The organism is Streptomyces sp. NPDC001544 (assembly GCF_042894285.1).
Classification (GTDB): domain Bacteria; phylum Actinomycetota; class Actinomycetes; order Streptomycetales; family Streptomycetaceae; genus Streptomyces.
The window spans coordinates 104,894-128,092 of sequence record NZ_JBIAVN010000010.1; the positions used below are offsets into that span (position 1 = coordinate 104,894).

Annotated in this window: 25 protein-coding genes; 16 read left to right on the plus strand and 9 right to left on the minus strand. The window is 71.7% G+C overall.

Translation table 11 applies throughout. From position 1 onward, the window contains the following. Positions 1-93: 93 nt before the first annotated feature. The 4 genes from ACFY0F_RS24670 (at position 94) to ACFY0F_RS24685 (ending at position 2,460) form a co-directional block, all read left to right on the plus strand. Positions 94-747: a UdgX family uracil-DNA binding protein gene (locus ACFY0F_RS24670; protein WP_388798189.1), complete on the plus strand. Its 654-nt coding sequence runs from the start codon at positions 94-96 to the stop codon at positions 745-747. A 16-nt stretch (positions 748-763) separates the two neighbouring features. Continuing rightward, entirely contained in the window at positions 764-1,288 is a 525-nt protein-coding gene (locus ACFY0F_RS24675; protein WP_388798191.1) for a GNAT family N-acetyltransferase, read from the plus strand. A gap of 112 nt (positions 1,289-1,400) precedes the next feature. Then, a complete protein-coding gene (locus tag ACFY0F_RS24680; protein ID WP_388798194.1) occupies positions 1,401-1,712 on the plus strand; it encodes a DUF4229 domain-containing protein in 312 nt (103 codons plus the stop codon). 46 nt (positions 1,713-1,758) lie between these two features. Continuing rightward, positions 1,759-2,460: a TetR/AcrR family transcriptional regulator gene (locus ACFY0F_RS24685; protein WP_388798197.1), complete on the plus strand. Its 702-nt coding sequence runs from the start codon at positions 1,759-1,761 to the stop codon at positions 2,458-2,460. Here ACFY0F_RS24685 and ACFY0F_RS24690 read toward each other — a convergent pair. Together ACFY0F_RS24690 and ACFY0F_RS24695 are read right to left on the minus strand one after the other, a co-directional pair. Beyond that, entirely contained in the window at positions 2,442-3,308 is an 867-nt protein-coding gene (locus ACFY0F_RS24690) for a MaoC family dehydratase (protein WP_388798200.1), read from the minus strand. The two genes, ACFY0F_RS24685 and ACFY0F_RS24690, sit on opposite strands and share 19 nt — an antisense overlap. Then, the gene (locus ACFY0F_RS24695) at positions 3,308-4,651 is read right to left on the minus strand and encodes a 3-oxoacyl-ACP reductase (RefSeq protein WP_388798203.1); all 1,344 of its coding nucleotides are present in this window, start codon (positions 4,649-4,651) and stop codon (positions 3,308-3,310) included. Before ACFY0F_RS24695 ends, ACFY0F_RS24690 begins: the two co-directional genes overlap by 1 nt. 85 nt (positions 4,652-4,736) lie before the next feature. Between ACFY0F_RS24695 and ACFY0F_RS24700 the strand changes: the two genes are divergently transcribed. The 4 genes from ACFY0F_RS24700 to ACFY0F_RS24715 all read left to right on the plus strand — a co-directional run bounded on the left by ACFY0F_RS24700 (position 4,737) and on the right by ACFY0F_RS24715 (position 10,707). Continuing rightward, complete coding sequence (locus ACFY0F_RS24700) at positions 4,737-6,035, plus strand: acetyl-CoA C-acetyltransferase (protein ID WP_388798206.1); 1,299 nt, start codon at positions 4,737-4,739, stop codon at positions 6,033-6,035. Positions 6,036-6,430: 395 nt separating this feature from the next. Further along, complete coding sequence (locus tag ACFY0F_RS24705) at positions 6,431-8,401, plus strand: AMP-dependent synthetase/ligase (RefSeq protein WP_388798209.1); 1,971 nt, start codon at positions 6,431-6,433, stop codon at positions 8,399-8,401. A 111-nt stretch (positions 8,402-8,512) separates the two neighbouring features. Beyond that, positions 8,513-9,502, plus strand: a complete 990-nt coding sequence (locus ACFY0F_RS24710) for a DUF1259 domain-containing protein (protein ID WP_388798212.1) — start codon at positions 8,513-8,515, stop codon at positions 9,500-9,502. Further along, positions 9,502-10,707 carry a cytochrome P450 gene (locus ACFY0F_RS24715; protein ID WP_388798215.1) on the plus strand — a complete coding sequence of 402 codons (1,206 nt, stop codon included), beginning with the start codon at positions 9,502-9,504 and terminating at the stop codon, positions 10,705-10,707. The genes ACFY0F_RS24710 and ACFY0F_RS24715 overlap by 1 nt, the downstream gene beginning before the upstream one ends. On the opposite strand, the gene ACFY0F_RS24720 is transcribed toward ACFY0F_RS24715, so the two are convergent. Further along, on the minus strand, positions 10,667-10,876 hold the full coding sequence (locus ACFY0F_RS24720) for a DUF397 domain-containing protein (RefSeq protein ID WP_388798218.1): 210 nt from the start codon (positions 10,874-10,876) through the stop codon (positions 10,667-10,669). The two genes, ACFY0F_RS24715 and ACFY0F_RS24720, sit on opposite strands and share 41 nt — an antisense overlap. After that, a complete protein-coding gene (locus tag ACFY0F_RS24725) occupies positions 10,873-11,739 on the minus strand; it encodes a helix-turn-helix domain-containing protein (protein WP_388798221.1) in 867 nt (288 codons plus the stop codon). Before ACFY0F_RS24725 ends, ACFY0F_RS24720 begins: the two co-directional genes overlap by 4 nt. Before the next feature lie 127 nt (positions 11,740-11,866). Between ACFY0F_RS24725 and ACFY0F_RS24730 the strand changes: the two genes are divergently transcribed. Then, a complete protein-coding gene (locus ACFY0F_RS24730; RefSeq protein ID WP_388798224.1) occupies positions 11,867-12,370 on the plus strand; it encodes an ATP-binding protein in 504 nt (167 codons plus the stop codon). Here ACFY0F_RS24730 and ACFY0F_RS24735 read toward each other — a convergent pair. Then, positions 12,309-13,202, minus strand: a complete 894-nt coding sequence (locus tag ACFY0F_RS24735; protein WP_388798227.1) for a LysR family transcriptional regulator — start codon at positions 13,200-13,202, stop codon at positions 12,309-12,311. The genes ACFY0F_RS24730 and ACFY0F_RS24735 overlap by 62 nt on opposite strands. A 153-nt stretch (positions 13,203-13,355) precedes the next feature. On the opposite strand from ACFY0F_RS24735, the gene ACFY0F_RS24740 reads away from it, so the two are divergent. Further along, complete coding sequence (locus tag ACFY0F_RS24740; protein ID WP_388798230.1) at positions 13,356-13,895, plus strand: DUF6817 domain-containing protein; 540 nt, start codon at positions 13,356-13,358, stop codon at positions 13,893-13,895. Positions 13,896-14,345: 450 nt separating this feature from the next. Here ACFY0F_RS24740 and ACFY0F_RS24745 read toward each other — a convergent pair whose 3' ends face one another. Then, the gene (locus ACFY0F_RS24745) at positions 14,346-15,116 is read right to left on the minus strand and encodes a TetR/AcrR family transcriptional regulator C-terminal domain-containing protein (RefSeq protein ID WP_388798233.1); all 771 of its coding nucleotides are present in this window, start codon (positions 15,114-15,116) and stop codon (positions 14,346-14,348) included. A 101-nt stretch (positions 15,117-15,217) separates the two neighbouring features. On the opposite strand from ACFY0F_RS24745, the gene ACFY0F_RS24750 reads away from it, so the two are divergent. Next, the gene (locus ACFY0F_RS24750; RefSeq protein ID WP_388798236.1) at positions 15,218-15,607 is read left to right on the plus strand and encodes a VOC family protein; all 390 of its coding nucleotides are present in this window, start codon (positions 15,218-15,220) and stop codon (positions 15,605-15,607) included. Positions 15,608-16,028: 421 nt separating this feature from the next. Here the strand turns inward: ACFY0F_RS24750 and ACFY0F_RS24755 are convergent, their stop codons facing one another. Together ACFY0F_RS24755 and ACFY0F_RS24760 are read right to left on the minus strand one after the other, a co-directional pair. After that, positions 16,029-16,349: an AzlD domain-containing protein gene (locus ACFY0F_RS24755; RefSeq protein WP_388798239.1), complete on the minus strand. Its 321-nt coding sequence runs from the start codon at positions 16,347-16,349 to the stop codon at positions 16,029-16,031. Continuing rightward, positions 16,346-17,050 carry an AzlC family ABC transporter permease gene (locus ACFY0F_RS24760; RefSeq protein ID WP_388798241.1) on the minus strand — a complete coding sequence of 235 codons (705 nt, stop codon included), beginning with the start codon at positions 17,048-17,050 and terminating at the stop codon, positions 16,346-16,348. Before ACFY0F_RS24760 ends, ACFY0F_RS24755 begins: the two co-directional genes overlap by 4 nt. Positions 17,051-17,118: 68 nt before the next feature. Here ACFY0F_RS24760 and ACFY0F_RS24765 point away from each other — a divergent pair, with 68 nt between their 5' ends. Beyond that, a complete protein-coding gene (locus tag ACFY0F_RS24765; RefSeq protein ID WP_388798243.1) occupies positions 17,119-17,733 on the plus strand; it encodes a helix-turn-helix domain-containing protein in 615 nt (204 codons plus the stop codon). A gap of 179 nt (positions 17,734-17,912) precedes the next feature. On the opposite strand, the gene ACFY0F_RS24770 is transcribed toward ACFY0F_RS24765, so the two are convergent. Continuing rightward, positions 17,913-18,116: a cold-shock protein gene (locus ACFY0F_RS24770; protein WP_003992177.1), complete on the minus strand. Its 204-nt coding sequence runs from the start codon at positions 18,114-18,116 to the stop codon at positions 17,913-17,915. 287 nt (positions 18,117-18,403) lie between these two features. On the opposite strand from ACFY0F_RS24770, the gene ACFY0F_RS24775 reads away from it, so the two are divergent. The 4 genes from ACFY0F_RS24775 (at position 18,404) to mqnC (ending at position 23,193) form a co-directional block, all read left to right on the plus strand. Then, positions 18,404-19,252, plus strand: a complete 849-nt coding sequence (locus ACFY0F_RS24775) for a menaquinone biosynthetic enzyme MqnA/MqnD family protein (RefSeq protein WP_388798246.1) — start codon at positions 18,404-18,406, stop codon at positions 19,250-19,252. A 123-nt stretch (positions 19,253-19,375) separates the two neighbouring features. Next, positions 19,376-21,043 (plus strand): serine/threonine-protein kinase, encoded by a 1,668-nt coding sequence (locus ACFY0F_RS24780; protein ID WP_388798249.1) that lies wholly within the window; start codon positions 19,376-19,378, stop codon positions 21,041-21,043. A gap of 134 nt (positions 21,044-21,177) precedes the next feature. After that, a complete protein-coding gene (locus tag ACFY0F_RS24785) occupies positions 21,178-21,912 on the plus strand; it encodes a prepilin peptidase (RefSeq protein WP_388798252.1) in 735 nt (244 codons plus the stop codon). A gap of 81 nt (positions 21,913-21,993) precedes the next feature. Beyond that, on the plus strand, positions 21,994-23,193 hold the full coding sequence (gene mqnC, locus ACFY0F_RS24790; RefSeq protein ID WP_388798255.1) for a cyclic dehypoxanthinyl futalosine synthase: 1,200 nt from the start codon (positions 21,994-21,996) through the stop codon (positions 23,191-23,193). The last annotated feature ends 6 nt before the right edge of the window (positions 23,194-23,199 follow it).

The window sequence follows — 23,199 nt, forward strand, 5'->3', positions numbered from 1 at the left end:
GCGATATGCGGCTCCGCCGCGTGGGCGCTACCAGCCCCCACGCACCCGCGGACTACATGGGTCCTTGCATCCCACGGCGGGTACTCGGGCGCCATGGTGACCACCCGAGCGCCTGAGGACGCCTACACGGCACAACCCTTCGTACCGGACCGTGCCGCCGGTCTGAACGACCTCCGCGAGGCCGCCGCCGGCTGCCGGGGTTGCCCCCTGCACCGGAACGCCACGCAGACGGTGTTCGGTGCGGGTGACACAGCCGCTCGCGTCATGCTCGTAGGCGAGCAGCCCGGCGACCAGGAGGACCGCCGGGGGAAACCCTTCGTGGGCCCCGCCGGGAAGCTGCTGGACAAGGCGCTCGCCGAGGCGGGGATCGACCCGGGCGAGGCGTATGTGACCAACGCGGTCAAGCACTTCAAATTCACCCAGGCCGAGCCCCGCAAGCGCCGCATCCACAAGGCGCCCACCCTGCGCGAGATGACCGCGTGCGGCCCCTGGCTCGCGGCCGAGCTCGCGCTGGTGGAACCGGAGCTGATCGTGGTGCTGGGCGCCACCGCGGGGAAGGCGCTGCTCGGGTCGTCGTTCCGGGTGACCGAGGCGCGCGGGACGGTGCTGGAGCGGGAGATCCACGGGCGGCGGGAGCGGCTCGTCCCCACGGTGCACCCGTCCGCGGTGCTGCGTGCGGAGGACCGTGAGGGGGCGTACCGGGGTCTGGTGGCGGATCTGAAAGTGGCTGCCCGCGAGCTCTCGTAATGAGTACCATCCCTGCATGCCCCTTACCTTCACGCTCGATCCCGCCGTCACGCCCGCCCTGCGCGACGGCATCCTCGACCTGTGGACCGACGTCTCCAACGCGGGCGGAGCCGTCGGCTTCGTGGCGCCCGTGACCCGCGAGGAGATACGCCCCGAGCTGGTGAAGCACCTGGCCGCGATGGCCGAGGGCCGCCACCGCCTCCTGGTCGGGCACGACGAGACGGGCGAGCCGGCCGCCACCGCCTTCTTCGCCTTCAACACCCACCGGCTGATGACGCACTGGGTGTGGCTGTACACGGTGATGGTCCACCCCCGGCACCAGGGCAAGGGGTACGGCCGCGACCTGCTGGCGGCCGGCGAGGACGCCGCCCGCGGCTTCGACGGCGTCGACGCGATACGGCTCACCTGCCGGGGCGGCCTCGGCCTCGAGCGGTTCTACGCCTCCTGCGGCTACAAGGAGGTCGGCCGGGTGCCCGGCGCGATCCGGGTGGCGCCCGGGGACGACCGGGACGACATCACGATGCTGCTGCCTCTGCGGTGAATCCTCTGCGGTGAATCCTCTGAGGTGATTCGTCCCACCCGCTTCCAGGACGGGCGACCGGGCGTGCTTCACTGGACGGTGCCCCTTTTCGGAATCGGAAGACTGGATTGAGATGCTCCGCTACACGCTGATGCGCCTCGGTATCTTCGCGGGCTGCCTCGTGGTCGTCTGGGGCGCCGTCTACTCCGGCATCTTCCCGCGCGGCTTCGGCGCCTCGAACTTCCTGTGGATCCTGCTGCTCTCGCTTGTGATCTCCGCGCCGATCAGCTGGGTCGTGCTGCGCAAGGAGCGGGAACGCGCCTCCGTGAAGATCGTGGAGCGGGTCGACCGGGCGAAGGCCAACCTCGAGGCCAACCGCAGCCAGGAGGACCTGGCCGACGACACCGCGCGGGCGCAGGGCCAAACCTCCACTTCCTCCTCCTGAGCGCAGGCCCGGGGGCGGGAGCCGTGCCCCCAACTACTCTTGCCCCATGGGTGCCGTGAAGACCAAGCGGATGCCGCGCGCGGTGCGGGAGCAGCAGATGCTCGACGCCGCCGTACGGACCTTCGGCGAGCGGGGCTACATGGCCGCGTCGATGGACGAGATCGCCGAACTGGCGGGCGTGTCCAAGCCGTTGGTGTACCTGTACCTGAACTCGAAGGAAGACCTCTTCACCGCCTGCATCCGCCGCGAGGCGAAGGCGCTCACCGAGGCGGTACGGGACGGGGTCCGGCCCGGGCTGCCCGCCGACCGCCAGCTCTGGGAGGGGCTCCAGGCGTTCTTCGCGCACACCGCCGAGCACCCGGACGGCTGGTCCGTGCTGCACCTGCAGGCCCGCACCCACGGCGAGCCGTTCGCCGCCGAGGTGACGGCGATGCGCGAGGAGCTCGTCGCGTTCGTCACCCGGCTGATCGCCGAGGCCGCCCGTGCGGCGCACCGCAACCCGGACCTCCCCGAGCACGAGGTCGCCGGGCTCGCCGAGGCCCTGGTCGGCGCCGCCGAGTCCCTCGCCGCCTGGGCCAACGCCACCCCGGGCGTCACGGCCCGGCAGGCCGCGGCGACTCTGATGAACTTCGCGTGGGCGGGTCTGGGCGACCTCATGGACGGGCGGCCGTGGTCGCCGACGGAACAGGGGGCACCGCCGGAACCGGGACCGGCGCCGGAACCCGGGGCTCAGCCGGCCGCCGGGTAGACACCCCCGGCCACGTGCACCCTCTCGCCGCCCCGCAGCTCGAACCGCCCGTCGCCGTCCGCCCCGTACACCACCGTCCCCGGCAGCAGCACCGGCGCCCGGAACTCCGCCCGGACCAGCGTGGCCCTCGGTGTTCCGTGGGCGGCGAGGCAGCGGGCGACGGTCCACATGCCGTGGGCGATGGCGCGCGGGAAGCCGAAGAGTCGGGCGGTGAGGGGGTGCAGGTGGATGGGGTTGCGGTCGCCGGAGGCGGCCCCGTACCGCCGGCCGACGTCCCCGGCGAGCCGCCACTCGGCGACGGGCGGCAGTACCTCCCGCAGCGGCGGGGGCTCCTCGCCCGGCGGGGTGGTGCCGGTGCGGTGCCGCGCCAGATAGGTGCTCGTCGACTCCCACACCAGGTCCCCGCCGCTCCCGCCGTCCCGCAGCTCGGTGACGACGGCGGCCTCGGTGCCGCGCCGGTGCGGCGCCAGACCGGCGACGTACACGCTGAGCTGGTACTCGCCGTCGGCCGCGAGGGCGGTGCGCCGGGTGATCTCGATGGAGGTGTGGACGAGGCCGACCAGCGGCAGCGGGAAGTCCCGGCCGCTCATCAGCCGCATGGCGAGCGGGAAACCGAGGACGTGCGGATAGGTGACCGGGAGCCCGTCGTCGCCGGTGGCGAAGCCGCACACCCGCTCGTACGCGGCCAGCCGGTCCTGGTCGACGCGTACGCCGGGCAGCACCAGCCGGGCGCGCGGGTAGTCGGCGTCCGGGCGGGGCCGCTTGAACGGGGAGCGCAGGGCGCCGCGGGCGAACAGCGGCGCGAGAGCGGGGGAGCCGGTGAGGACCACGGCGGACACGGCACCCATCAGGCCCCCAGCAGGCTCTGGCCGCAGACCCGGACGACCTGCCCGTTGACCGCGCCGGAGGCCGGATGGGCCAGCCAGGCGGTGGTCTCGGCGACGTCGGCGGGCAGCCCGCCCTGGGCGAGGGAGTTCATCCGCCGCCCGGCCTCCCGGATGAACAGCGGGACGGCGGCGGTCATCTTCGTCTCGATGAAGCCGGGCGCGACCGCGTTCACGGTGACCCGGTGTTCGGCCAGCGCCCGGGGCGCGAGGGACCGCACCAGCCCGGCCACCCCCGCCTTGCTCGCCCCGTAGTTCGTCTGCCCCGCGTTCCCGGCCAGCCCCGCGATCGACGCGGTCGCCACGATCCGCCCGCCGGGGCGCAGGGCGCCGCCCGCGAGCAGCGCGTCCGTCGTGCGCAGCACACTGGCGAGGTTGACCTCCAGAACCGAACTCCACCGCTCGGCGGGCATGTTGACCAGCCGCCGGTCCCGGGTGATCCCGGCGTTGTGGATCAGTACGTCGAGCCCGTCGGGCAGCGCGTCCACGATCCGCTCACCGGCGTCGGCGGCGGTGATGTCGAGGGCGAGTGCGGTACCGCCGAGCCGTTCGGCGACCCGGCGGGCGTCCGCCTCCGCCGCCGGCACGTCCAGTACGACGACCCGCGCGCCGTCCCTGGCCAGTGTCTCGGCGACCGCCTCCCCGATGCCGCGCGCGGCGCCGGTGACCAGCGCGGTGCGCCCGGCGAGCGGCCGGTCCCAGGCGGCGGGGGCGGTGACCTCACCGTCGCCGATGCCGATGCCGATGCCGATGCCGATGACCTGCCCGCTGACGTAGGCCGATTTGGGGGAGAGGAGGAAGCGCAGGGTGGACTCGGCGGCGTCCGCGTCGGTGAGCCGGACCAGGTTGACGGTCCTGCCCCGCCCGATCTCCTTGCCCAGCGACCGCGTGAAGCCCTCCAGGGCCTGCTGGGCGGCGCACTGGTGGTGGTCGTCCGTGTCGAGCGGGGCGCCCAGCACCACCACCCGGCCGCTCGCGGCGACCGACCGCACCACCGGGTGCAGGGCCGCGTGCACCTCGCCGAGCGTCCCGACGTCCCGGACGCCGGTCGCGTCGAGGACGACGGCGGCGGGCTTCTCGGCACCCGAGCGCGCCCCCGATTCCGTGCCCGCCGCGAGCCCCGTACGGGCGAGGACGGGGGCCAGTTCCAGGTCGGACTTCCCGGCGGTGAGATGGAGCAGCGGGCCGCCCAGGGAGGTGCTCCGCTCCGACCAGCGCTTCAGCGGCGCGGGCTGCGGCAGTCCCAGCCGACGGGTCAGGAAGCGGCCGGGCGCGGTGCCGGTGAAGCTCAGGTAGCGGTCGGCCATCTGACGACTCCCAGGGGTCCACATGCTTACTCTGGAGTAAGGTTACCGGAGGTAAGCCTACGTCACGGTGAGGAACAGGTCGAGAATGAGTCCCCTTGAACCCCCGTTGGGCCCTGCCGTCGCCCGCCGCGTCGCGGTGATCGGCGGCACGCGTGTCCCCTTCGCCCGCGCCGACGGCCCGTACGCCACCGCCTCCAACCAGGAGATGCTGACCGCCGCCCTGAACGGCCTGGTCGAGCGGTACGGGCTCCAGGCGCCCGGCGCGGTGGGGGAGCTGGTGGCCGGAGCGGTCCTCAAGCACAGCCGCGACTTCAACCTCACCCGGGAGACCGTCCTCGGCTCCGGCCTCGACCCCCGCACCCCCGCCTACGACATCCAGCAGGCCTGCGGCACCGGCCTCCAGGCGATCATCGCCGCCGCCAACAAGATCGCCCTCGGCCAGGCCGAGTCGGCCATCGCCGGCGGCGTCGACACCGCGAGCGACGCCCCCCTCGGCGTCAACGACGACCTGCGCCGCGTCCTGCTGGAGGCCCGCCGGGCGAAGTCCCTCGGCGCCCGGGTGAAGGCCCTCGCCAAGGTCCGCCCCGCCCACCTCGTCCCCGACATCCCCCGCAACGCCGAGCCGCGCACCGGCCTGTCCATGGGCGAGCACGCCGCGGTCACCGCCCGGGCCTGGGGCATCACGCGGGAGGCCCAGGACGAGTTGGCGGCGGCCAGTCACCAGCGGCTGGCGGCTGCGTACGAACGCGGCTTCTTCCAGGACCTGGTGGTCCCCTTCCGGGGCCTGGCCCGGGACCAGAACCTCCGCCCCGGCTCGACGGTGGAGAAACTGGCCACGCTGAAGCCGGTGTTCGGCCTGAAAGACCCTCACCCGACCATGACGGCGGGCAATTCCACCCCGCTCACCGACGGCGCCGCCCTGGTCCTGCTGGCGTCCGAGGAGTGGGCGGCCGAACGCGGTCTGGAACCGCTGGCCTACCTCACGGCGTACGAGACGGCGGCCGTGGACTTCCCGCACGGTGACGTGGCGGACGGCGAGGACGGCCTCCTGATGGCCCCCGCGTACGCGGTCCCGCGGATGCTGGAGCGCGCGGGCCTGGCCATGGCCGACTTCGACCTGATCGAGGTCCACGAGGCCTTCGCCTCCCAGGTGCTGGCCACCCTCGCGGCCTGGGAGAAGCGCGGCCTGGCCCCGGTGGACCGCAGCCGCCTGAACGTGGCCGGCTCCTCCCTCGCCACCGGCCACCCCTTCGCGGCGACCGGCGCCCGGATCGTCGCGACCCTGGCCAAACTGCTGGCCGAACGGGAGGGACCGGCACGCGGGCTGATCTCCGTCTGCGCGGCCGGCGGCCAGGGCGTGACGGCAATCCTGGAGCGAACGTGAGTGACCGTCACTTAGGGCCTGTCCGGCGGATCACGTCGCAGACGCGGGGCTTGGCACGCCCATCTGCGGCGTTGTCGTCGGTCCCCGACGCTCCGCGTCGACTCCCTCCTCCGCCTTGCAGCTGCACGCACCAAGCCCCGCTCGCCAGCGCCGATGAGTCACCGCCTGTTTCCTGCGACCTGATCCGCCGGACAGGCCCTAACCGCCGAGATTGCACACCCCTGTCCCCGGACCATCCCCGAACCCGCACAAGCCCACCACAGGAGCCTCGTAGCATCACCTGCCTGAACCGTCGGTAACCCCCTTCCGCAGCGGCCCGCCGGTGAACGCCTCGGTGTGCGAGGCACGTACGTCATGCAGCAAGCAGTTCACGCTGCACGCCCGAGGAGCCGCCCGTGTCCACCCCGTACCCGACCGTCCCCGTCCCTCCTGACTCCCACGTCTCCTCCGGTGCCCCCGTGCACGCCCCCGTCCACGCCACCGACTACGACGGCCTGCCGGTCCTCGTCGAGCCGGAGACACGCCGTCTGGACGGGGTGGTACGGGAGGCGTCCGTCCCGCCCTTCGCGCCGCCCGTCACCCACGGATCCCTCGCGGACCTGCCGTTCGACAACGCGGAGAAGGACCCCGAAGCGGTGGTCCTCAGCCGCCGGACGTCCGACGGCGACTGGCAGGACGTGACCGCCCTCGATTTCGCCGAACAGGTGCTGGCGGTGGCGAAGGGCCTGATCGCCGAGGGCTTCACACCCGGCGACCGCATAGCCGTCATGGCCCGCACCACCTACGAGTGGACGCTGCTGGACTTCGCCGCCTGGGCGGCCGGACTGGTCACCGTCCCCATCTACCCGACCTCCTCCGTCTTCCAGACCCGCTGGATCCTCCACGACTCCGGCGCACTCGCCCTCGTCACGGAAACCGCCGGGCAGGCAGCCGCCATCGGCCCCGAACTCGAACACCTCCCCGACCTCCGCCACGTCTGGGTGATGGACAAGGGCCACGTGGACCGCCTCGCCGAAGCGGGCGCCCAACTGCCCGACGCGGAAGCGGACATACGCCGGGGCATGCTCGTCCCCGACACGCTCGCCACCATCATCTACACCTCCGGCACCACCGGCCGCCCCAAGGGCTGCGCCCTCTCGCACGGCAACTTCTTCGCCGAGGTCGACAACGCCATCGAACTCCTCCACCCCGTGTTCAAGGCGAAGTCGGACGAGAAGGCGTCGGTGCTGCTGTTCCTGCCGATGTCCCACGTCTTCGGCCGGATGGTGGCCATCGCGTGCGTCCGGGCGAGAGTACGGCTCGGCCACTCCCCGAGCCTGAAGGCGGACGACCTGCTCCCGGACCTCGCCGCCTTCCGGCCGACCTGCCTGCTGACCATCCCCTACATGCTGGAGAAGGTCTTCAACTCCGCCCGCGCCAAGGCGGAGGCGGGCGGACGCCTGTCCACCTTCGACCGCGCGGCCTCCGTCGCCCAGCGCTACGGCGAGGCCCTCGAAGCCCGCCAGACCGGCACCGGCAGCGGCCCCAGCCGCTCCCTGAAGACCGCCCGCACTTTCTACGACCCCCTCGTCTACCGCCGCATCCGCAACGCGATGGGCGGCAGGGTCCGGTACGCGATCTGCGGCGGCTCCCCGCTCGGCCGCCGCCTCGCCGCCTTCTACGCGGGCGCGGGCATCGAGATCTTCGAGGGCTACGGCCTCACCGAGACCACCGCCGCCTCCACCGTCACCCCGCCCCTCAAACCGCGCCTGGGCACCGTCGGCTGGCCCATGCCCGGCACCAGGGTCCGCATCGCCGCGGACGGCGAAATCCTGATCGCCGGGGACCATGTGCTCCGCGGCTACTGGGACCCCCAGGCCGGCGGCGTGGTCCCCGCGACCCAGGACGGCTGGCTCGCCACCGGCGACCTCGGCGAACTCGACGACGAGGGCTACCTCACCATCACCGGCCGCAAGAAGGAACTGCTCATCACCGCCGGGGGCAAGTCGGTCGCCCCCGCCCCGCTGGAGAACTGGCTCCGCTCCCACCCCCTGATCTCCCAGGCCATGCTGGTCGGCGACGGCCGCCCCTACATCAGCGCCCTGATCACCCTCGACCCCGACGGCATCACCCACTGGCGCCTGATGAACGGCAAGCACCCGGTTCCCCCCGAGCTCCTCATCGGCGACGAGGAACTGACCGCCGTCCTGCAACGGGCCGTGGACGAGGCCAACAAACTGGTCTCCCGGCCCGAGTCCATCCGGCGGTTCGCGGTCCTGCCCGTCGACTTCACCGAGGAGACCGGCCACCTCACCCCGTCGATGAAGCTGCGGCGGGAAGCGATCATGCGGGACTTCGCGGCGCAGGTGGAGGAGCTGTACGGCTGACGACCCGACCGCACCGCGTTACGGATTCTTAGCCCACTCGGCCCACCAGCGGGTGCGGGTCACGGGCCCGTGCCTCCTGCCGTGTTTCCATCGCGCCAGGAGGCATATGACATGACTGACGACCCGCAGCAGCACACCCACCGCCCGCTCATCCCGTCCCGCCGCCGCGTGCTGGCCACCGCCGCGCTCGCGCCAGTACTGACCGGGGCGGCGGCCGGGGCGCCCCGGGCGGCAGGCCGCCAGACGGTCGAACCGGTGATGACCCGACTCGCCGACTGGACGGACGTGGGCCGCGCCCTCCGCGGCCCCGGCGAGATGAAGCGGTTCATGTACCACACGGGCATGCCCCGCCGGGACCTCAAGGTGTACTCGCAGGGCATCAGGATCAAACCCGCGCTCGCCCTGGGCACCCATCTGTCCTTCGTCCGCTACGCCGACGGCAGTTCACTCCTCATGGGCGACGCCGTGGTCACCGAGCCCGAGCTGCAGCCGTTCAGCGACACCCTGCAGAAGCACGACATCCGGCAGACCGCGATCCACAAGCACCTGCTCGCCCAGAAGCCCGACATCTGGTGGGTCCACCTGCACGCCCACGGCCACGACCCGGTGGCCGTCGCCCACGGCCTGCGCGCGGCGCTCGACCGCACGGCCACCCCGCCGCCGACCACGACCAGCACCTCCGTGGATTCCATCGATCTCGACACCGCCGCCGTCGACAAGGCGATCGGGGTCAAGGGCGTGGCCGACGACGGCGTCTACAAGAGCACCTTCGTACGCGCCGAGACGATCACCGACGGCCACCTGATCCTCCCCCCGGGCCTCGGCGCCACGACCTCCGTCAACTACCAGCCCCTCGGACAGGGCCGCGCGGCGATCAACGGCGACATCGTCACGACCGCCGCCGAACTGCAGGGCGTCCTCGTGGCCCTCCGCCGCGCCGGGGCCGACCTCGTCGAGGTCCACCACCACAATCTCACCGACGAGCCCCGCCTCTTCTTCGTCCACTACTGGGCCGTCGGCGACGCCGTCCAGCTGGCCCGGCGCCTGCGCACCGCCGTGGACGCCACCCACGTCGTACCGATGGCGGGAGCGATCGACTGATGACGACCGAGAACGGGCCCCGCACCTGCCCCTTCGACTTCAGCGAAGCCCTGGACTTCGACCCCGAGCTCGCCGGGCTCATGGAGCGCGGATCCATCACCCGTATCCGCCTCCCGTACGGCGAGGCCGACGCCTGGCTGGCCACCGACTTCCACTCGGTCCAGCAGATCACCGTCGACCGCCGCTTCAGCCGCGCCGGGATCATGGGCCACGACTACCCCCGCATGACCCCGGAGCCCATCGTCTCCCCCGAGTCCGTCAACGTCATGGACCCCCCGCAGAGCAGCCGCGTACGGAGCCTGGTCTCCCAGGCCTTTACCCAGGAACGGGTCGACGGCATGCGCGAACGGATCGTCCGGCTCGCCGACTCACTGCTGGACGGCATGGCGGAGGAAGGCCCGCCCGCCGACCTCGTCCGGCACCTGTCGGACCCGTTCCCGCAGCACACCATCCTCGAACTCCTCGGCATCCCCCGGGCGGACTGGGGCCGGATGCGGGAGCTGGTCCTCAAGCTCCTCGTCACCGGCCGGGACAACAAGGAGGCGGCGGCCCAGGTCAAGACCGACCTGACCGGATACTTCCGCACCCTCGTCGAGCAGCGCCGCCGCACCCCCGGCAACGACATCATCAGCGGGATGATCGCCGCCCGGGACGGCCAGGACCAGCTCGACGACCAGGAAATGGCCGTCATGACGCTGACCCTGGTGCTCAGCGGCCAGGACACGGCGACCTGCCAGATCAGCAACATCGTGTACCTGCTGCTGACCCGGCCGGAGCTGATGGACTGGATCCGGCGGAACCCGGAGTCGCTGCCGGCCCTCATCCACGAGCTGCTCCGCTACATCCCCTTCCGCAAGGGGGTCGGCATCCCCCGGGTGGCCCTGGAGGACGTCGAGCTGGACGGCGTGAAGATCCGGGCCGGCGAGTTCGTCCACGTCTCGTATCTGACGGCGAACCGCGACCCCGCCCGCTACCCGTACCCCCACTCCATCGACCCCGACCGCCCCCACGCCCCGCACATGACCTTCGGCTGGGGCGGCCACCGCTGCATCGGCGTGCCCTTGGCTCTGGCCGAGCTGGAGGTCGCGGTGGGGCGGTTGCTGGAGCGCTTCCCCGGGCTGCGGTTGGCGGTGCCGCCGGGGGACTTGCGGTGGGACGCGAAGACTATCCGGCGGTTTCCTGTGGAGTTGCCGGTGAGTTGGTGAGCGGGAGAAACGCGAGCCAGGTGGTGGGGGAGAGGGTCAGGTGAGGGGCGGTGGGGGTTTTGGAGTCGCGGATGTGGATGAGTTGGGGGCTCATGGCGACTTCGAGGCATTCGCCGCCCTCACCGCTGCTGTAGCTGGACTTGAACCAGTTGAGGTTCTCGATGCTCACAGCTCCTCCAGCTTCTTCTCGATCAGAGACCGGGACTCCATGGGGTTGAGTGCCAGTGCGCGCATGATCCCATAGCGATCGGCGATCTTCCTGACCTCTTCCGGCTCCGTGATCAGCCGGGGGTACCCCTGGGACTCCGTGTACGCCGCCTGACCATGCCGCTTATGCGTCAGCAGGTTGAACGCACTGTCCAGGTTGGGGTGTTCCTCGCGCCGGGTGGGCATCACCTGAATCTCGACGTTGCGCATGCTGCCGACGCGCAGCAGGTTCTGTAGCTGGTTCTTGAAGAGGGCGACCCCGCCGATCGGCCGGTCGAGCAGCACCTCCTCAAGCACGTAACTCACGGCGGGCGGCGGCCAACGGTCGAAGACCTGCTGACGCGAGAGTCTGTCCGCTACGCGCTTCTCGATGGTCTCCTCGCTCAGGAAAGGACGTCGCTGGCGGAACACGGCGTAGGCGTAATCCTCGGTCTGCAACAGCCCTGGCATGGCCTGGTTGGCATAGAAGTGCAGCTCGACAGCCTCCGCCTCCAGCGCCGCATAACTCCGGTACCACTCAGGATGTCTCGTCCGCGCCTTCTTCAGCGCTTCCTTGACGTCGGGAATGGCAGCCCGCAGGACGCCCCCCGCGTCGAGCAACTCATCCGCCTTCTCCAACAGCTCTGGCTGAGTAACCCGCACGCCCCGCTCCATGGCGGAAACGGCATCCGGCCCGTAGGCGACAAGCTGGCCCAATTCCTTCTGCGTAAGCCCCTTCCGCTCCCGAAGCACCTTCAACTGCTTGCCCAGGGTCGTGAACAACCCCGTCGTCCCGTCGGCCTCCGCAGGCGTCTCCGGCCTTCGCTCGCCGCCCTCTTCCGTCACCGCACGCACCCCGTCTCTCAGGTCACGCCCGACACCCCGTACGTCCAACCCACCGCACCCGTACGGCTACGCACAGTCGCCAGGTCGCTCCTGGTCAGGGTAGGGAGAAACCGCCACCCTCTGTCACGTGAACTCGCAAATCTCCACCCCCACCACTTCCCCCACGACCATCACGGAACTGGCCGTCCGTCTGAGCTCGACCCCGAGAGGCGCACGCCTGGCCCGCCACCTGACGGCGAACCAGTTGGCGAGCTGGGGTCACCCCTACGGCGGAGACGTGAACGACACCGCCCAGCACCTGGTCGCGGAACTCGCCGCGAACGCGGTCACGCACGGCCGCGTACCCGGCAGGGACTTCGAACTACGCCTACGCCTCCTCCCCGAGTACACCCTCCGCATCGAGGTCACGGACGCGAGAGGAGAGAAGAAGCTCAGGTTCGCCCCGGAGGACGACGAGAACGGCGAGGACGACGAGGGCGGCCGAGGCCTGATCCTCGTATCGCTGCTGTCGCAGACCTGGGGCGTCACGGAACGCGCCGTAGGCAAGACAGTCTGGGCGGAACTGCCCCTCACCCGCCCCGCACCCGGCACTGGACGACCGTGTCGGCGAAGGCCCGGGCCGGCGGACTGAGTGCGTCCCAGCGGCGTACGGCCCACCCGACAGGGAGGGGTCGCAGCCCTGGGACGGGCACGAGCCGCAGGTCTCCCTCCCCGGGAACGGGAAGTCCCGGCACGGCAGGCACGACGGCCCGCCCGACTCCCAGCTCGGCGAGCAGCAGGGCGGTGTCCCAGTCGGCGACACTCGGCTCGTAGGCGAAGCGCACGCCCAGTTCCTCGCAGGCGGCGTCGAGATGCGCGGCGGAGACGGAGTTGGGCGGCAGCCGGATCAGCCGTACGTCGCGCAGTTCGCCGGGGTCGAGGTGGGGCCGCCGGGCGAGAGGGTCGTCGGCCCGTACGGCAAGCACCCAGGGCAGCTCGACCACCGCCCGCTGCTCGATCCCGCGCACGGGAGGACCGAGGGTGATCCAGGCGAGGTCGAGCGTGCCGTCGGCGAGCGCGTCGAAGCTGCCGCGTCCCGAACTGACGGTCCGGAACTCGAGGTTGACGTGCGGATACCGCCGCCGGAACCGGACGACGGCATCGGACATGAAGTGCCGCACGGTGGTGGCCCCCGTGGCGACCCGCACATATCCGCTGCGCCCGTCGACGAGGTCCCGCAACTCCCGCATGGCGAGATCCAGTCCCGCGATCCCTTCCGCGGCGGCGGCCTCCAGCACCCGCCCCGCCTGCGTGGGTACGACCCCGCGAGGCTGCCGCTCCAGCAGCGCCACCCCCGTTTCCCGCTCCAGCCGCTTGACGTGCTGGCTCACGGCCGACTGCGTGCACCCCAGCTCACGAGCCACCGCACTGAGACTCCCGCCCCGGCACACGGCCACGAACACACGTAGATCGTCGAGCGTCACAATCCCCAAGCTAACACTTGGGTCAGTCGCCAAATCCCCAGGATTGACTGGAGGTTGCTCACGTAGAACGATCTCTCCGGGCCCAGGCGGCAACCCGCTCCCAGGGCCCGGGAGCGGGTGCCGACCACAAACACCGAAGGGGCGGTGACGGCGGTGAAGGAAGCGACAGCCCTGTTACGCCGACTGAACGCCGACGCGATCCCCCACCCGGGCGGCACCCTCCTCGCCCACTGCGAGCGAGTACGCACCCGCCTGGCCACCTGGGGCGCCCGCCCGCCCCTCCAACTGGCCGGCCTGTACCACGCCTCCTACGGCACCGACGGCTTCCCCGCGCCCCTGCTCCCCCTGACCCGCCGAGACGAACTGCGGGCCGCCGTCGGAGAGGAGGCGGAGGTGATCGTGTACGCCTATGGAAGCTGCGACCGCAAGGCGACGTACCCGACCCTGGGCAAGGACCCCGACGCGCCCCTGTACGACCGCTTCACCAGCGAGGCCGTACACCCAACCCGCCAACTCGCCCGCGACTTCGCGGAACTGACGGCCGCCAACGAACTGGACCTGGCCGCCCACGACCCCACCTTCCACGCCCGGTTCGCCCACCCCCTCCTCACCCTCTTCACCCGCCTGCGCCCCCTGCTGAGCGCGCCCGCGTGGCAGGACTGCGAGGCGGTACTGGGCCGGAGACCCGACTGACGGCCCCGCCCCTTGGAAGGTGACCGTGGGGGCCGCTCGCTTCTTTGTGATTGTCGTGCTTCCGCGACCCGAGTAAAGGGCGCTGCGCGTCGCCTGCGGCGATCGGCCTGCGGCCGACCCTTGACTCGGCTCGCTCCAGCACGGGGAAGAAGCGAGTGAGCGGCCCGGAAAGCCGGTGCCGGGGCAGGCGGTCCCTTCGCCGGACTGGCGTGGGGACCGGGGTTCGGGGTGCGCGGTCGCGCCTCGCCTGCACGCCGGGTGGGTTCGGCGGCGATCGGTGAGTGGGGGGCAGGGCGCGAGGGGGGCGGGTGACGTGCCACATCGGCCTCACCGGTCGCGGCCGCTCGAGGATTGGCAGATATGGGCGGGGGAAAGGAGGGGAAACCCCCGGTCAGGCAGGAAGGGCGTGGCCCATGTCTGCCAATCACTGCCATGGCGTGTGAGGTTTTGCTACCGGGACCGGCTCTCGATGAGGTGGGCGAGGCCGTCGAGGATGCGCTCCAGCCCGAAGACGAAGGCGTGTTCGGGGTCGTACGTGCCGCGATGAGCCGCGCCTGCGGCGCTTCCGACGCGGGCGGCGAGGGGGAAGCGGGCGGGGTCGAAGACTCTGGCCAGCAGTGGGGCGTTGACGGCCCACCACTGCTCGTCGGACATGGCGCTGTCGCGGGCGGCGGCCTGGGTGTCGAAGTCGGCGCGGGCGACGGACTGGACGAAGCCGAGCAGGAAGGTGAGGGCCGCGTCCATCTCGACGTCGTCGAGCCCGAGGCCGTCGAAGGCGGCCAGTTCGTGCTCGTACTTGGCCATGAGTCCGGGCCCGAGCGGCGGGCGCGTGGTGGGCAGGGTCGCCACCCAGGGATGGCGTCGGTACAGGTCGCGGTTCTCGCGCGCGACGGCCTCCACCCTCGAACGCCATGGGGCGGCCGTCTGGTCGGTACGCGGCATCTGCAGATAGACGGCGTCCAGCATGAGGTCGAGCAGCTCTGCCTTACCCGGGACGTAGGTGTAGAGCGTCATCGGCGTGACGCCCAGTTGCTGGGCGACGCTGCGCATGGTCAGGGCGTCCAGCCCACCGGCGTCGGCGAGCTCGATGGCGGCCTGGACAACAGCGTCAACCGTCAAGCCCTGTCTGGGGCCGCGTCGGGAGCCACCACGTCCGGGCTCGCGCCACAGCAGTTCCAGGGTGCGGGCCGGGTCCCCTGCGCCGCTTCGTTCCTTGGCCATGCGCCCCATCTTCTCCGCAAGAAGCGATGGCGCCACATCCCCATACTCTGTACGATGTATAGAGTACAAAGTACAGAGTTAACGACACTCAAGGAGGAGCCATGAAGATCGCTTCTGCGGCGGTCTGCCTGACCGTCGACGACGTCCCCGCCTCCGCCGCATTCCTCATCCGGCACTTCGGCTTCCAGGAGGCCATGGCTGCCGAAGGCTTCGCCTCCCTGGGCCGGGAGGACGCCCCCAACGTGATCTTCCTGCAGCGCGGCATCGAGGTCCTGCCCGAGGGCTTCAGGGATCAGCACGCCGCCGGCGTGATCATCGTGTTCACCGTGACCGACCTGGAGGCCGAATACGAGCGACTGCAGAGCGAAGGAGTCTCCATCACCATGCCGCTCCGTGAAGAGCCGTGGGGCGAGCGCCTCTTCCAGGTCACCGACCCGAACGGCGTAACCCTCCAACTCGTCGCCTGGGCCACCCCCGACAGCAACCAGTGAGGGCCTGAGCCGGCGCCCGGTATCGACGGCCGCCTCCCGCCCGGTAATTGGAGTGAATGTCTCACGGGTGAGAGATAAACCCGCAGGTCACGCCGCGCGGTCGTGAGACATTCCCTCCAATTACCGTCACCCCGTCACCCCGCTACGCCACCAGCGCGACCGCGCGACCGCGCGGCACCGATCACCGGCCACCGCCCACCGCCCACCGGACGCAAGCCGCTGAGCCGCCCCGGCGTGCCCCACCCGCCCAGCGCGCGCACGAGCCCCCACCCCCCACTCACCGCAAGCCGCTACCCCCCCGGCGTGCAGGCGAGGCGCGATCGCGCCCCCCACCCCGTCCGGCAGCCCGGCCGACGGCTGGGGCCGCCCTACCCGGGCCCCCTGGCCGATGCCTAGGGTGCGGCCCTCCCGCAGCCACCCCTCACCCTGAACTCACCCCCACCGCCCGCAACACCCCCGTCACCACAGCCGCCCCCAGCACCACCACCACGAAGGGCGCCCTGCGCCACGCCAGTACGCCCGCCGTCAGTACCCCGGCCGGCCGTGCCCATCCGGCGAAGTCGCCGCCCTCCGTCAGGGCGCCCGTTGCCAGCAGGGCGACCAGCAGGACGACCGCCCCCGCCGACGCCAGCTCCTGCACCCGCGCCGGTACCTCCACGCGCCCGTGCAGTACCGGGCCCACCAGCCGGAAGGCGTACGTGCCCACGGCCAGGGCCAGGATCACGACGGCCGTCGGGCTCACCGGGCCGTCACCTCCTCCCGCACCCGGCGGTGCAGCACCAACCCGCACAACGCCACCAGCACCGGCACCCCCGCCGGCACGGCCGGTGTCACCGCCAGGGCCAGGGCGGCGCCGAGCAGGGCGGAACGGCGTGCCGCGCGGTCCGTGCGCAGGGTGGGCAGGACGAGGGCCACGAGAACGGCGGGGAAGGCGGCGTCCAGGCCGTAGCGGGCGGTGTCGCCGAGGGCGTTCCCGGCGAACGCGCCGGCCAGTACCCCGGCGTTCCACACGGCGAACAGGCCGAGCCCGGAGATCCAGAACGCCGCCCGGCGACGGCCGGGGTCCTCTTGGGCCAGGGCGAAGGCCACGGTTTCGTCGGTCACGAGGTGGGCGCCGACCAGGCGGGCCAGGCGCCCGCCCCCGATGGTCTCCGCGACGGCGAGGCTGAAGGCGGCCGTACGGGTGTTGAGGAGCAGCCCGGTGGCCGCCGCGGCCAGCGGACCGCCCCCGGCGAGCAGCACGCCGACCGCGCTGAACTGGGCCGACCCGGCGTACACCACCACCGACATCACGACCGGCACCCACAGTGGCAGACCGCCGGCGACGGACACCGCGCCGAAGGAGACACCGACGATGCCGCTGGCCAGCCAGACGAGAGAGCTGTCGCGGACCAGGCTCGTCACGGCACGATCCGCCCGGAGTGTTCGGTGTGGCGAACGCATGTTTTCTACAATGGACAGTAGCTCGTGCGTTCGTCAAGACGAACAGTCGTACCGATGGAGTGAACGCCATGCCCGACTCACCCCCCTCCGGCACTGCCTCCGGCACCCCCTCCGACACCCCCGCCGGCCCCCCTTCCCGCCTCCCCCTCGACTGGATCGCCGCCGCCCTCCGCCGCGAACGCACCCGCGCCGGTCTGTCCCTGTCCGAGCTGGCCAAGCGGGCCGGGGTCGCGAAGTCCACGCTGTCCCAGTTGGAAGGTGCGGGCGGGAATCCGAGCATGGAGACGATCTGGGCGCTCGCGGTGGCGCTCGGGGTGCCGTTCAGCGTGCTGGTGGAGCCGCCCGCGCCCGCCGTCCAGGTGATCCGGGCGGGGGAGGGGCCCACCGTGCACTCGGAGCAGTCCAGCTATCTCGCCACGCTGCTTTCCGCGAGCCCGCCGCACGCTCGGCGGGACATTTACTACGTATGGCTGGAACCCGGCACCGTCCGGGATTCCGAGCCGCACATTCCCGGGACCGTCGAGCACATCGTGGTCGGAGAGGGGAGTGTGAAGGCGGGTCCGCGCGGGGAGGCGGTCGAGCTCGGTGCGGGGGACTACATGTCGTACCGGGGGGACGTGCCGCACACGTACGAGGCGCTCGCGGCCGGAACGAAATTCGTACTGATCATGCAGCACGTGTGAACGGAAAATGAACGCACACCACCGCTGCCAGAAGGCGGCGGAAAAGGCAGGAGCCCCGTCGCCGGATGGCGTGGGGCTCCTTGGGTACTGCGAATCGGACTGCGATCAGGCAGTGTCGATCAGACAGCTCTATCGGAACCTTCCGACCGGAATCGGGAGGTTCCGAGGGGCAGCCGTGATCAGACGGGGGTGACGTTCTCCGCCTGCGGACCCTTCGGGCCCTGCGTGACGTCGAAGCTCACCTGCTGGTTCTCCTCGAGGGAGCGGAAGCCGGAGGCGTTGATCGCGGAGTAGTGAACGAAGACGTCGGGGCCGCCGCCTTCCTGGGCGATGAAGCCAAAGCCCTTTTCGGCGTTGAACCACTTCACGGTTCCGGTAGCCATAAGCCCTCCTTGGGCCCAAAGGGTCGCCCTGCTCCAGAACCCTGCAAGCGTGAAAGCAAGTGCCGCACAACTGCATACGTCTGAAAACGACTAGAGCCCGCGGTTACATGCTCCGCAGGCTCTGTACTGCAAGGGAAACCAAACTGCAACTTGCGGCGAGCCTAGCACGTGGCCAGGGGAAAGCAATAGAGGCCAAGATCACTTCACCCCAACGTTTGACAAGCGTTGGGCCAGTTGACGCAGGGGCCGGGGGCGGCACCGTATCCCCAGGGGGCTAGTCTCGCGATGTGGACAATTCTCGCACTCGGCCGCGTGTCGGTCACATCCAGTTCCTGAACTGCCTGCCCCTGTACTGGGGGCTCGCGAGAACCGGCACCCTTCTCGACTTCGAGCTGACGAAGGACACTCCCGAGAAGCTCAGCGAGCAGCTGGTGCGGGGGGACCTCGACATCGGGCCCGTCACCCTCGTCGAGTTCCTGCGCAACGCCGACGACCTCGTCGCCTTCCCCGACATCGCCGTCGGCTGCGACGGCCCGGTGATGTCCTGCGTGATCGTCTCGCAGGTCCCCCTCGACCGGCTGGACGGCGCCCGGGTCGCCCTCGGCTCGACCTCCCGCACCTCCGTCCGCCTCGCCCAGCTCCTGCTCGCCGAGCGCTACGGCGTCCAGCCCGACTACTACACCTGCCCGCCCGACCTCAGCCTGATGATGCAGGAGGCCGAGGCCGCCGTACTGATCGGGGACGCGGCGCTGCGCGCCAACCTGCACGACGGGCCGCGCTACGGGCTCGACGTGCACGACCTGGGCGCGCTGTGGAAGGAGTGGACGGGGCTGCCGTTCGTCTTCGCGGTGTGGGCCGCCCGGCGGGAGTACGCCGAGCGTGAGCCCGACATCACCCGTCAGGTGCACGAGGCGTTCCTCGCCTCCCGCAACCTCTCCCTGCAGGAGGTCGGCAAGGTCGCCGAGCAGGCGGCCCGCTGGGAGTCCTTCGACGAGCGGACCCTGGAGCAGTACTTCACCACCCTCGACTTCAGCTTCGGCGGTCCGCAGCTCAACGCGGTCACGGAGTTCGCGCGACGGGTGGGACCGACGACCGGCTTCCCGGCCGACGTGAAGGTGGAACTGCTCCAGCCGTAGGGGAGCTGCTCCAGTCCTAGGGGAACTGCTCCAGCCGTAGCGGGGCGTTCCGCACTAATCTGCTGGAGTGCCCGACGGGGCCCATGGGGGCCTGCGGGGGCCTACGGGGGATGGGGGGACGCCATGCAGCCGCTCGCTGCCGACGAACCTGCCGTGATCGGGCCCTACCGGCTGCTCGGCCGGCTCGGCGCGGGCGGGATGGGGCGGGTGTACCTCGGCCGCAGCGCGGGCGGCCGGACCGTCGCGGTGAAGATCGTGCACCCGCACCTGGCGCTGGACGACGAGTTCCGCGCGCGGTTCCGGCGTGAGATCGCGGCCGCCCGGCGGGTCGGCGGCGCCTGGACGGCCCCCGTCCTGGACGCCGACCCCGACGCCCCCGTGCCCTGGGCCGCCACGGCCTACGCGGCCGGCCCGACCGTCGCCGCCGCGGTGGAGGCCGACGGCCCGCTGCCCGCGCACTCGGTACGGGCGCTGGGCGCGGGCCTCGCCGAGGCGCTGGCGGCCGTGCACGAACTGGGACTGGTGCACCGGGACGTGAAGCCGTCCAACGTGCTGCTCACCCTCGACGGCCCCCTGCTGATCGACTTCGGCATCGCCCGCGCCACCGACGGCACCGCCTCCCTGACCTCCTCCGGCGTCTCCGTCGGCTCGCCCGGTTACATGTCCCCGGAACAGATCCTCGGCAAGGACGTCACCGGCGCGGCGGACGTCTTCTCCCTCGGCGCGGTCCTGGCGTTCGCGGCCACCGGTGAGCCGCCCTTCCCCGGGGACTCCTCGGCGGCGCTGCTGTACAAGGTCGTCCACGAGGAGCCGGAACTCGGCGCGCTGAGCGGTGAACTGCGGGAGGTGGCCGAGGCCTGCCTGGCCAAGGAGCCCGGTCGGCGGCCCGCACCCGGGGAGGTCGCCCGGCGGCTGGCCCCCGACGGCGCGGCCCGGCTGATGGCGGGCGGCTGGCTGCCGGGGCCGCTGGTCGAGCAGGTCAGCCGCAGTGCCGTACGGCTGCTGAACCTGGAGGCCGCGGAGGCGGTGCCGTCCGGGCCGGTCGGGTTCAGCAGCCCGTCGGTGGGCGGGGCTTCGGGCGTGGTGGGCGGCGGGTTCGGGCCGGCGCCGGTGATGCCGGAGGCCGAGCCGGTCGTCATGCCCGGGCCCCGGGACGCGCCCCCGCCGTCCGTGGAGCAGCCTCCGGGCAAGGTCTCCGTCACCATGGCGGCCTCCTCCACCCCGGGTGAGGGCGGTCGTGGACGCCGGGTGAGCTGCACGGTGGCGCTCGCCGTCGCCGGGGCGCTCGTCGGGGCGGTCGTGGGGCTCGGGTTCCTCGTCGGGCCACTGATCGGCGGCACGGACGACGAGTCCTCCGGGGGCAGCGCCTACTCGCCGGCGCCCGGGCCCGCCTCCAGCGCCGTCGACCGCAGTGCCGGTCCCCCCGGCAAGACCGCCGACTCCGTTCCGTCCCGCTACCTGGGCACCTGGGAGGGCCAGGCCACCGCCCTCGGCGGGACCCTGCCCGTCGGGACCTTCCGGCTCACCGTCCACCGGGCGGGTGTGGGGGAGGAGTTGGGCCGGCTCGTCCAGACCGACCAGCTCGGCGGCGTCTGCACCGACGTACTGACGCTGAAGAAGGTGACGTCGGCCCGACTGGTCGTCACCTCCGTCGGCGCCAAGGGCAACCACGCGGGCTGCGACCCGGCGCCGCACGACGTGCAGTTGACGCCGGTGGGGGACGACCTGAAGTACACGTCGGACAGTGCGGCGGAGGGGAACCCGGTCTCCCGGATGTCGAAGGTCAAGTAGCGGGCGGGGGCTGCCGGCCTGCCACTAGTCTCCGTTGCTGTGCGGCGAGCGCGGCGAGCGCGGCGAGTACGGCGAGTGCGGAGAGCGCGGCCACAAGGGCTGACGGGGAGGAAGACCACGATGCGGATGCCGGAATGAGCGACGCCCTGCTGGTCGTCGTCGCCGCGCTGTGGGGCGCGGCGGCGGGCGTGCTGCTGCCCCGGGCCGCCTACCGCTTCTCCGTCCCCCCGGAGGAGCGGTGGCGGGAGAGCTGCCCGGGCGGGCATCCGGTCGCGGGGTGGGTCGGGCGGGCGCGGTGTGTGCGATGCCCCTGGCCCCAGTCGTCGTACGGCCCGAGCGGCCTGCTGCTCGCCACCGTCACCGCCCTGGTCTGCGCCGCCCTCGCCGCCGCCACCGGCACCCGGCCCGAACTCGGGGTCTGGCTGCTGCTCGCGCCGCTCGCGGTGCTGCTGGCGGTGGTGGACCTGCGCGTGCAGCGGCTGCCGGACGTGGTGACGCTGCCGCTCGCGGGGGCCGCGCTCGGGCTGCTCGCGCTGGTCACCCTCGTGCCCGAGCACTCCGGGGACTGGCTCACCGCTCTGCTGGGCACCCTCGCCCTCGGCGCCGGCTACTACGTGCTGTGGCTGGTCAACCCCGGCGCCATGGGCTTCGGCGATGTGAAACTGGCGCTCGGGGCGGGGGCCGCGCTCGGCTGGTACGGCTGGCCGACGGTGCTGCTCGGCACCTTCGCCGGGTTCCTCTTCGGGGCGCTGTACGGCGGCGCGCTCGTCGTGGCCCGGCGGGCGGGACGCAAGACGCTGATCCCGTTCGGGCCGTTCCTGATCGCGGGAGCCTTCGCGGGGCTGCTGATCGGCGCGTACACGGCCTGACGTCAGCCGGGCGAACCGCCTGACGTAGGCTGGTTCGGTCCGTCCACAACCCCCATTGTGAACCTTGCGAAAGGGACGCCGGTGACCGAGAAGGCCGACCTTCAGTCCGTGCTCGACCGTGCCGCCGCAGGTGGGCGGATCAGCCCCGAGGAGGCGCTCGTCCTCTACCGCGACGCCCCGCTGCACGCGCTGGGCGCCGCCGCCGACGCGGTACGGCGCCGCGAGTACGCCGGTATCGAGCACATCGCCACGTACATCATCGAGCGGAACATCAACTACACGAACGTGTGTGTCACGGCGTGCAGGTTCTGCGCCTTCTACGCGGCCCCCAAGGACACCGAGAAGGGCTGGACCCGCGACCTCGACGACATCCTGCGCCGCTGCGCGGAGACCGTCGAGCTCGGCGGCACCCAGATCATGTTCCAGGGCGGGCACCACCCGGACTACGGCGTCGAGTACTACGAGAAGCACTTCGCCGCCATCAAGAAGGAGTTCCCCCAGCTCGTCATCCACTCGCTGGGCGCCTCCGAGGTCGAGCACATGGCCCGGATCAGCGGCGTCTCGGTGGAGGAGGCCATCACCCGCATCCACGAGGCGGGCCTCGACTCCTTCGCGGGCGCCGGCGCCGAACTCCTCCCGGAGCGGCCCCGCAAGGCCATCGCCCCGCTGAAGGAGAGCGGTGAGCGCTGGCTGGAGATCATGGAGACCGCGCACCGGCTGGGCGTGGAGTCCACCTCGACCATGCTGATGGGCACCGGCGAGACGAACGCCGAGCGCATCGAGCACCTGCGGATGATCCGGGACGTGCAGGACCGCACGGGCGGCTTCCGGGCGTTCATCCCGTACACCTACCAGCCCGAGAACAACCACCTGAAGGGCCGCACCCAGGCCACGCTCTTCGAGTACCTGCGGATGATCGCGATCGCCCGCCTGTTCCTCGACAACGTCCGGCACATCCAGGGCTCCTGGCTGACCACCGGCAAGGAGGTCGGCCAACTGTCGCTGCACTACGGCGCGGACGACCTCGGCTCGATCATGCTGGAGGAGAACGTGGTCTCCTCGGCCGGTGCCAAGCACCGCTCCAACCGGCTGGAGATCATCGACCTCATCAGGAAGGCGGGCCGCGTCCCGGCCCAGCGGGCGACGACGTACGAGCACCTCGTCGTCCACGACGACCCGGCGAACGACCCCGTCGACGAGCGGGTGATGTCGCACATCTCGTCGACGGCGATCTCGGGCGGGACGGCACATCCCGAGCTGAAGCTGCTCGCGTCCAACTAGCGCCGC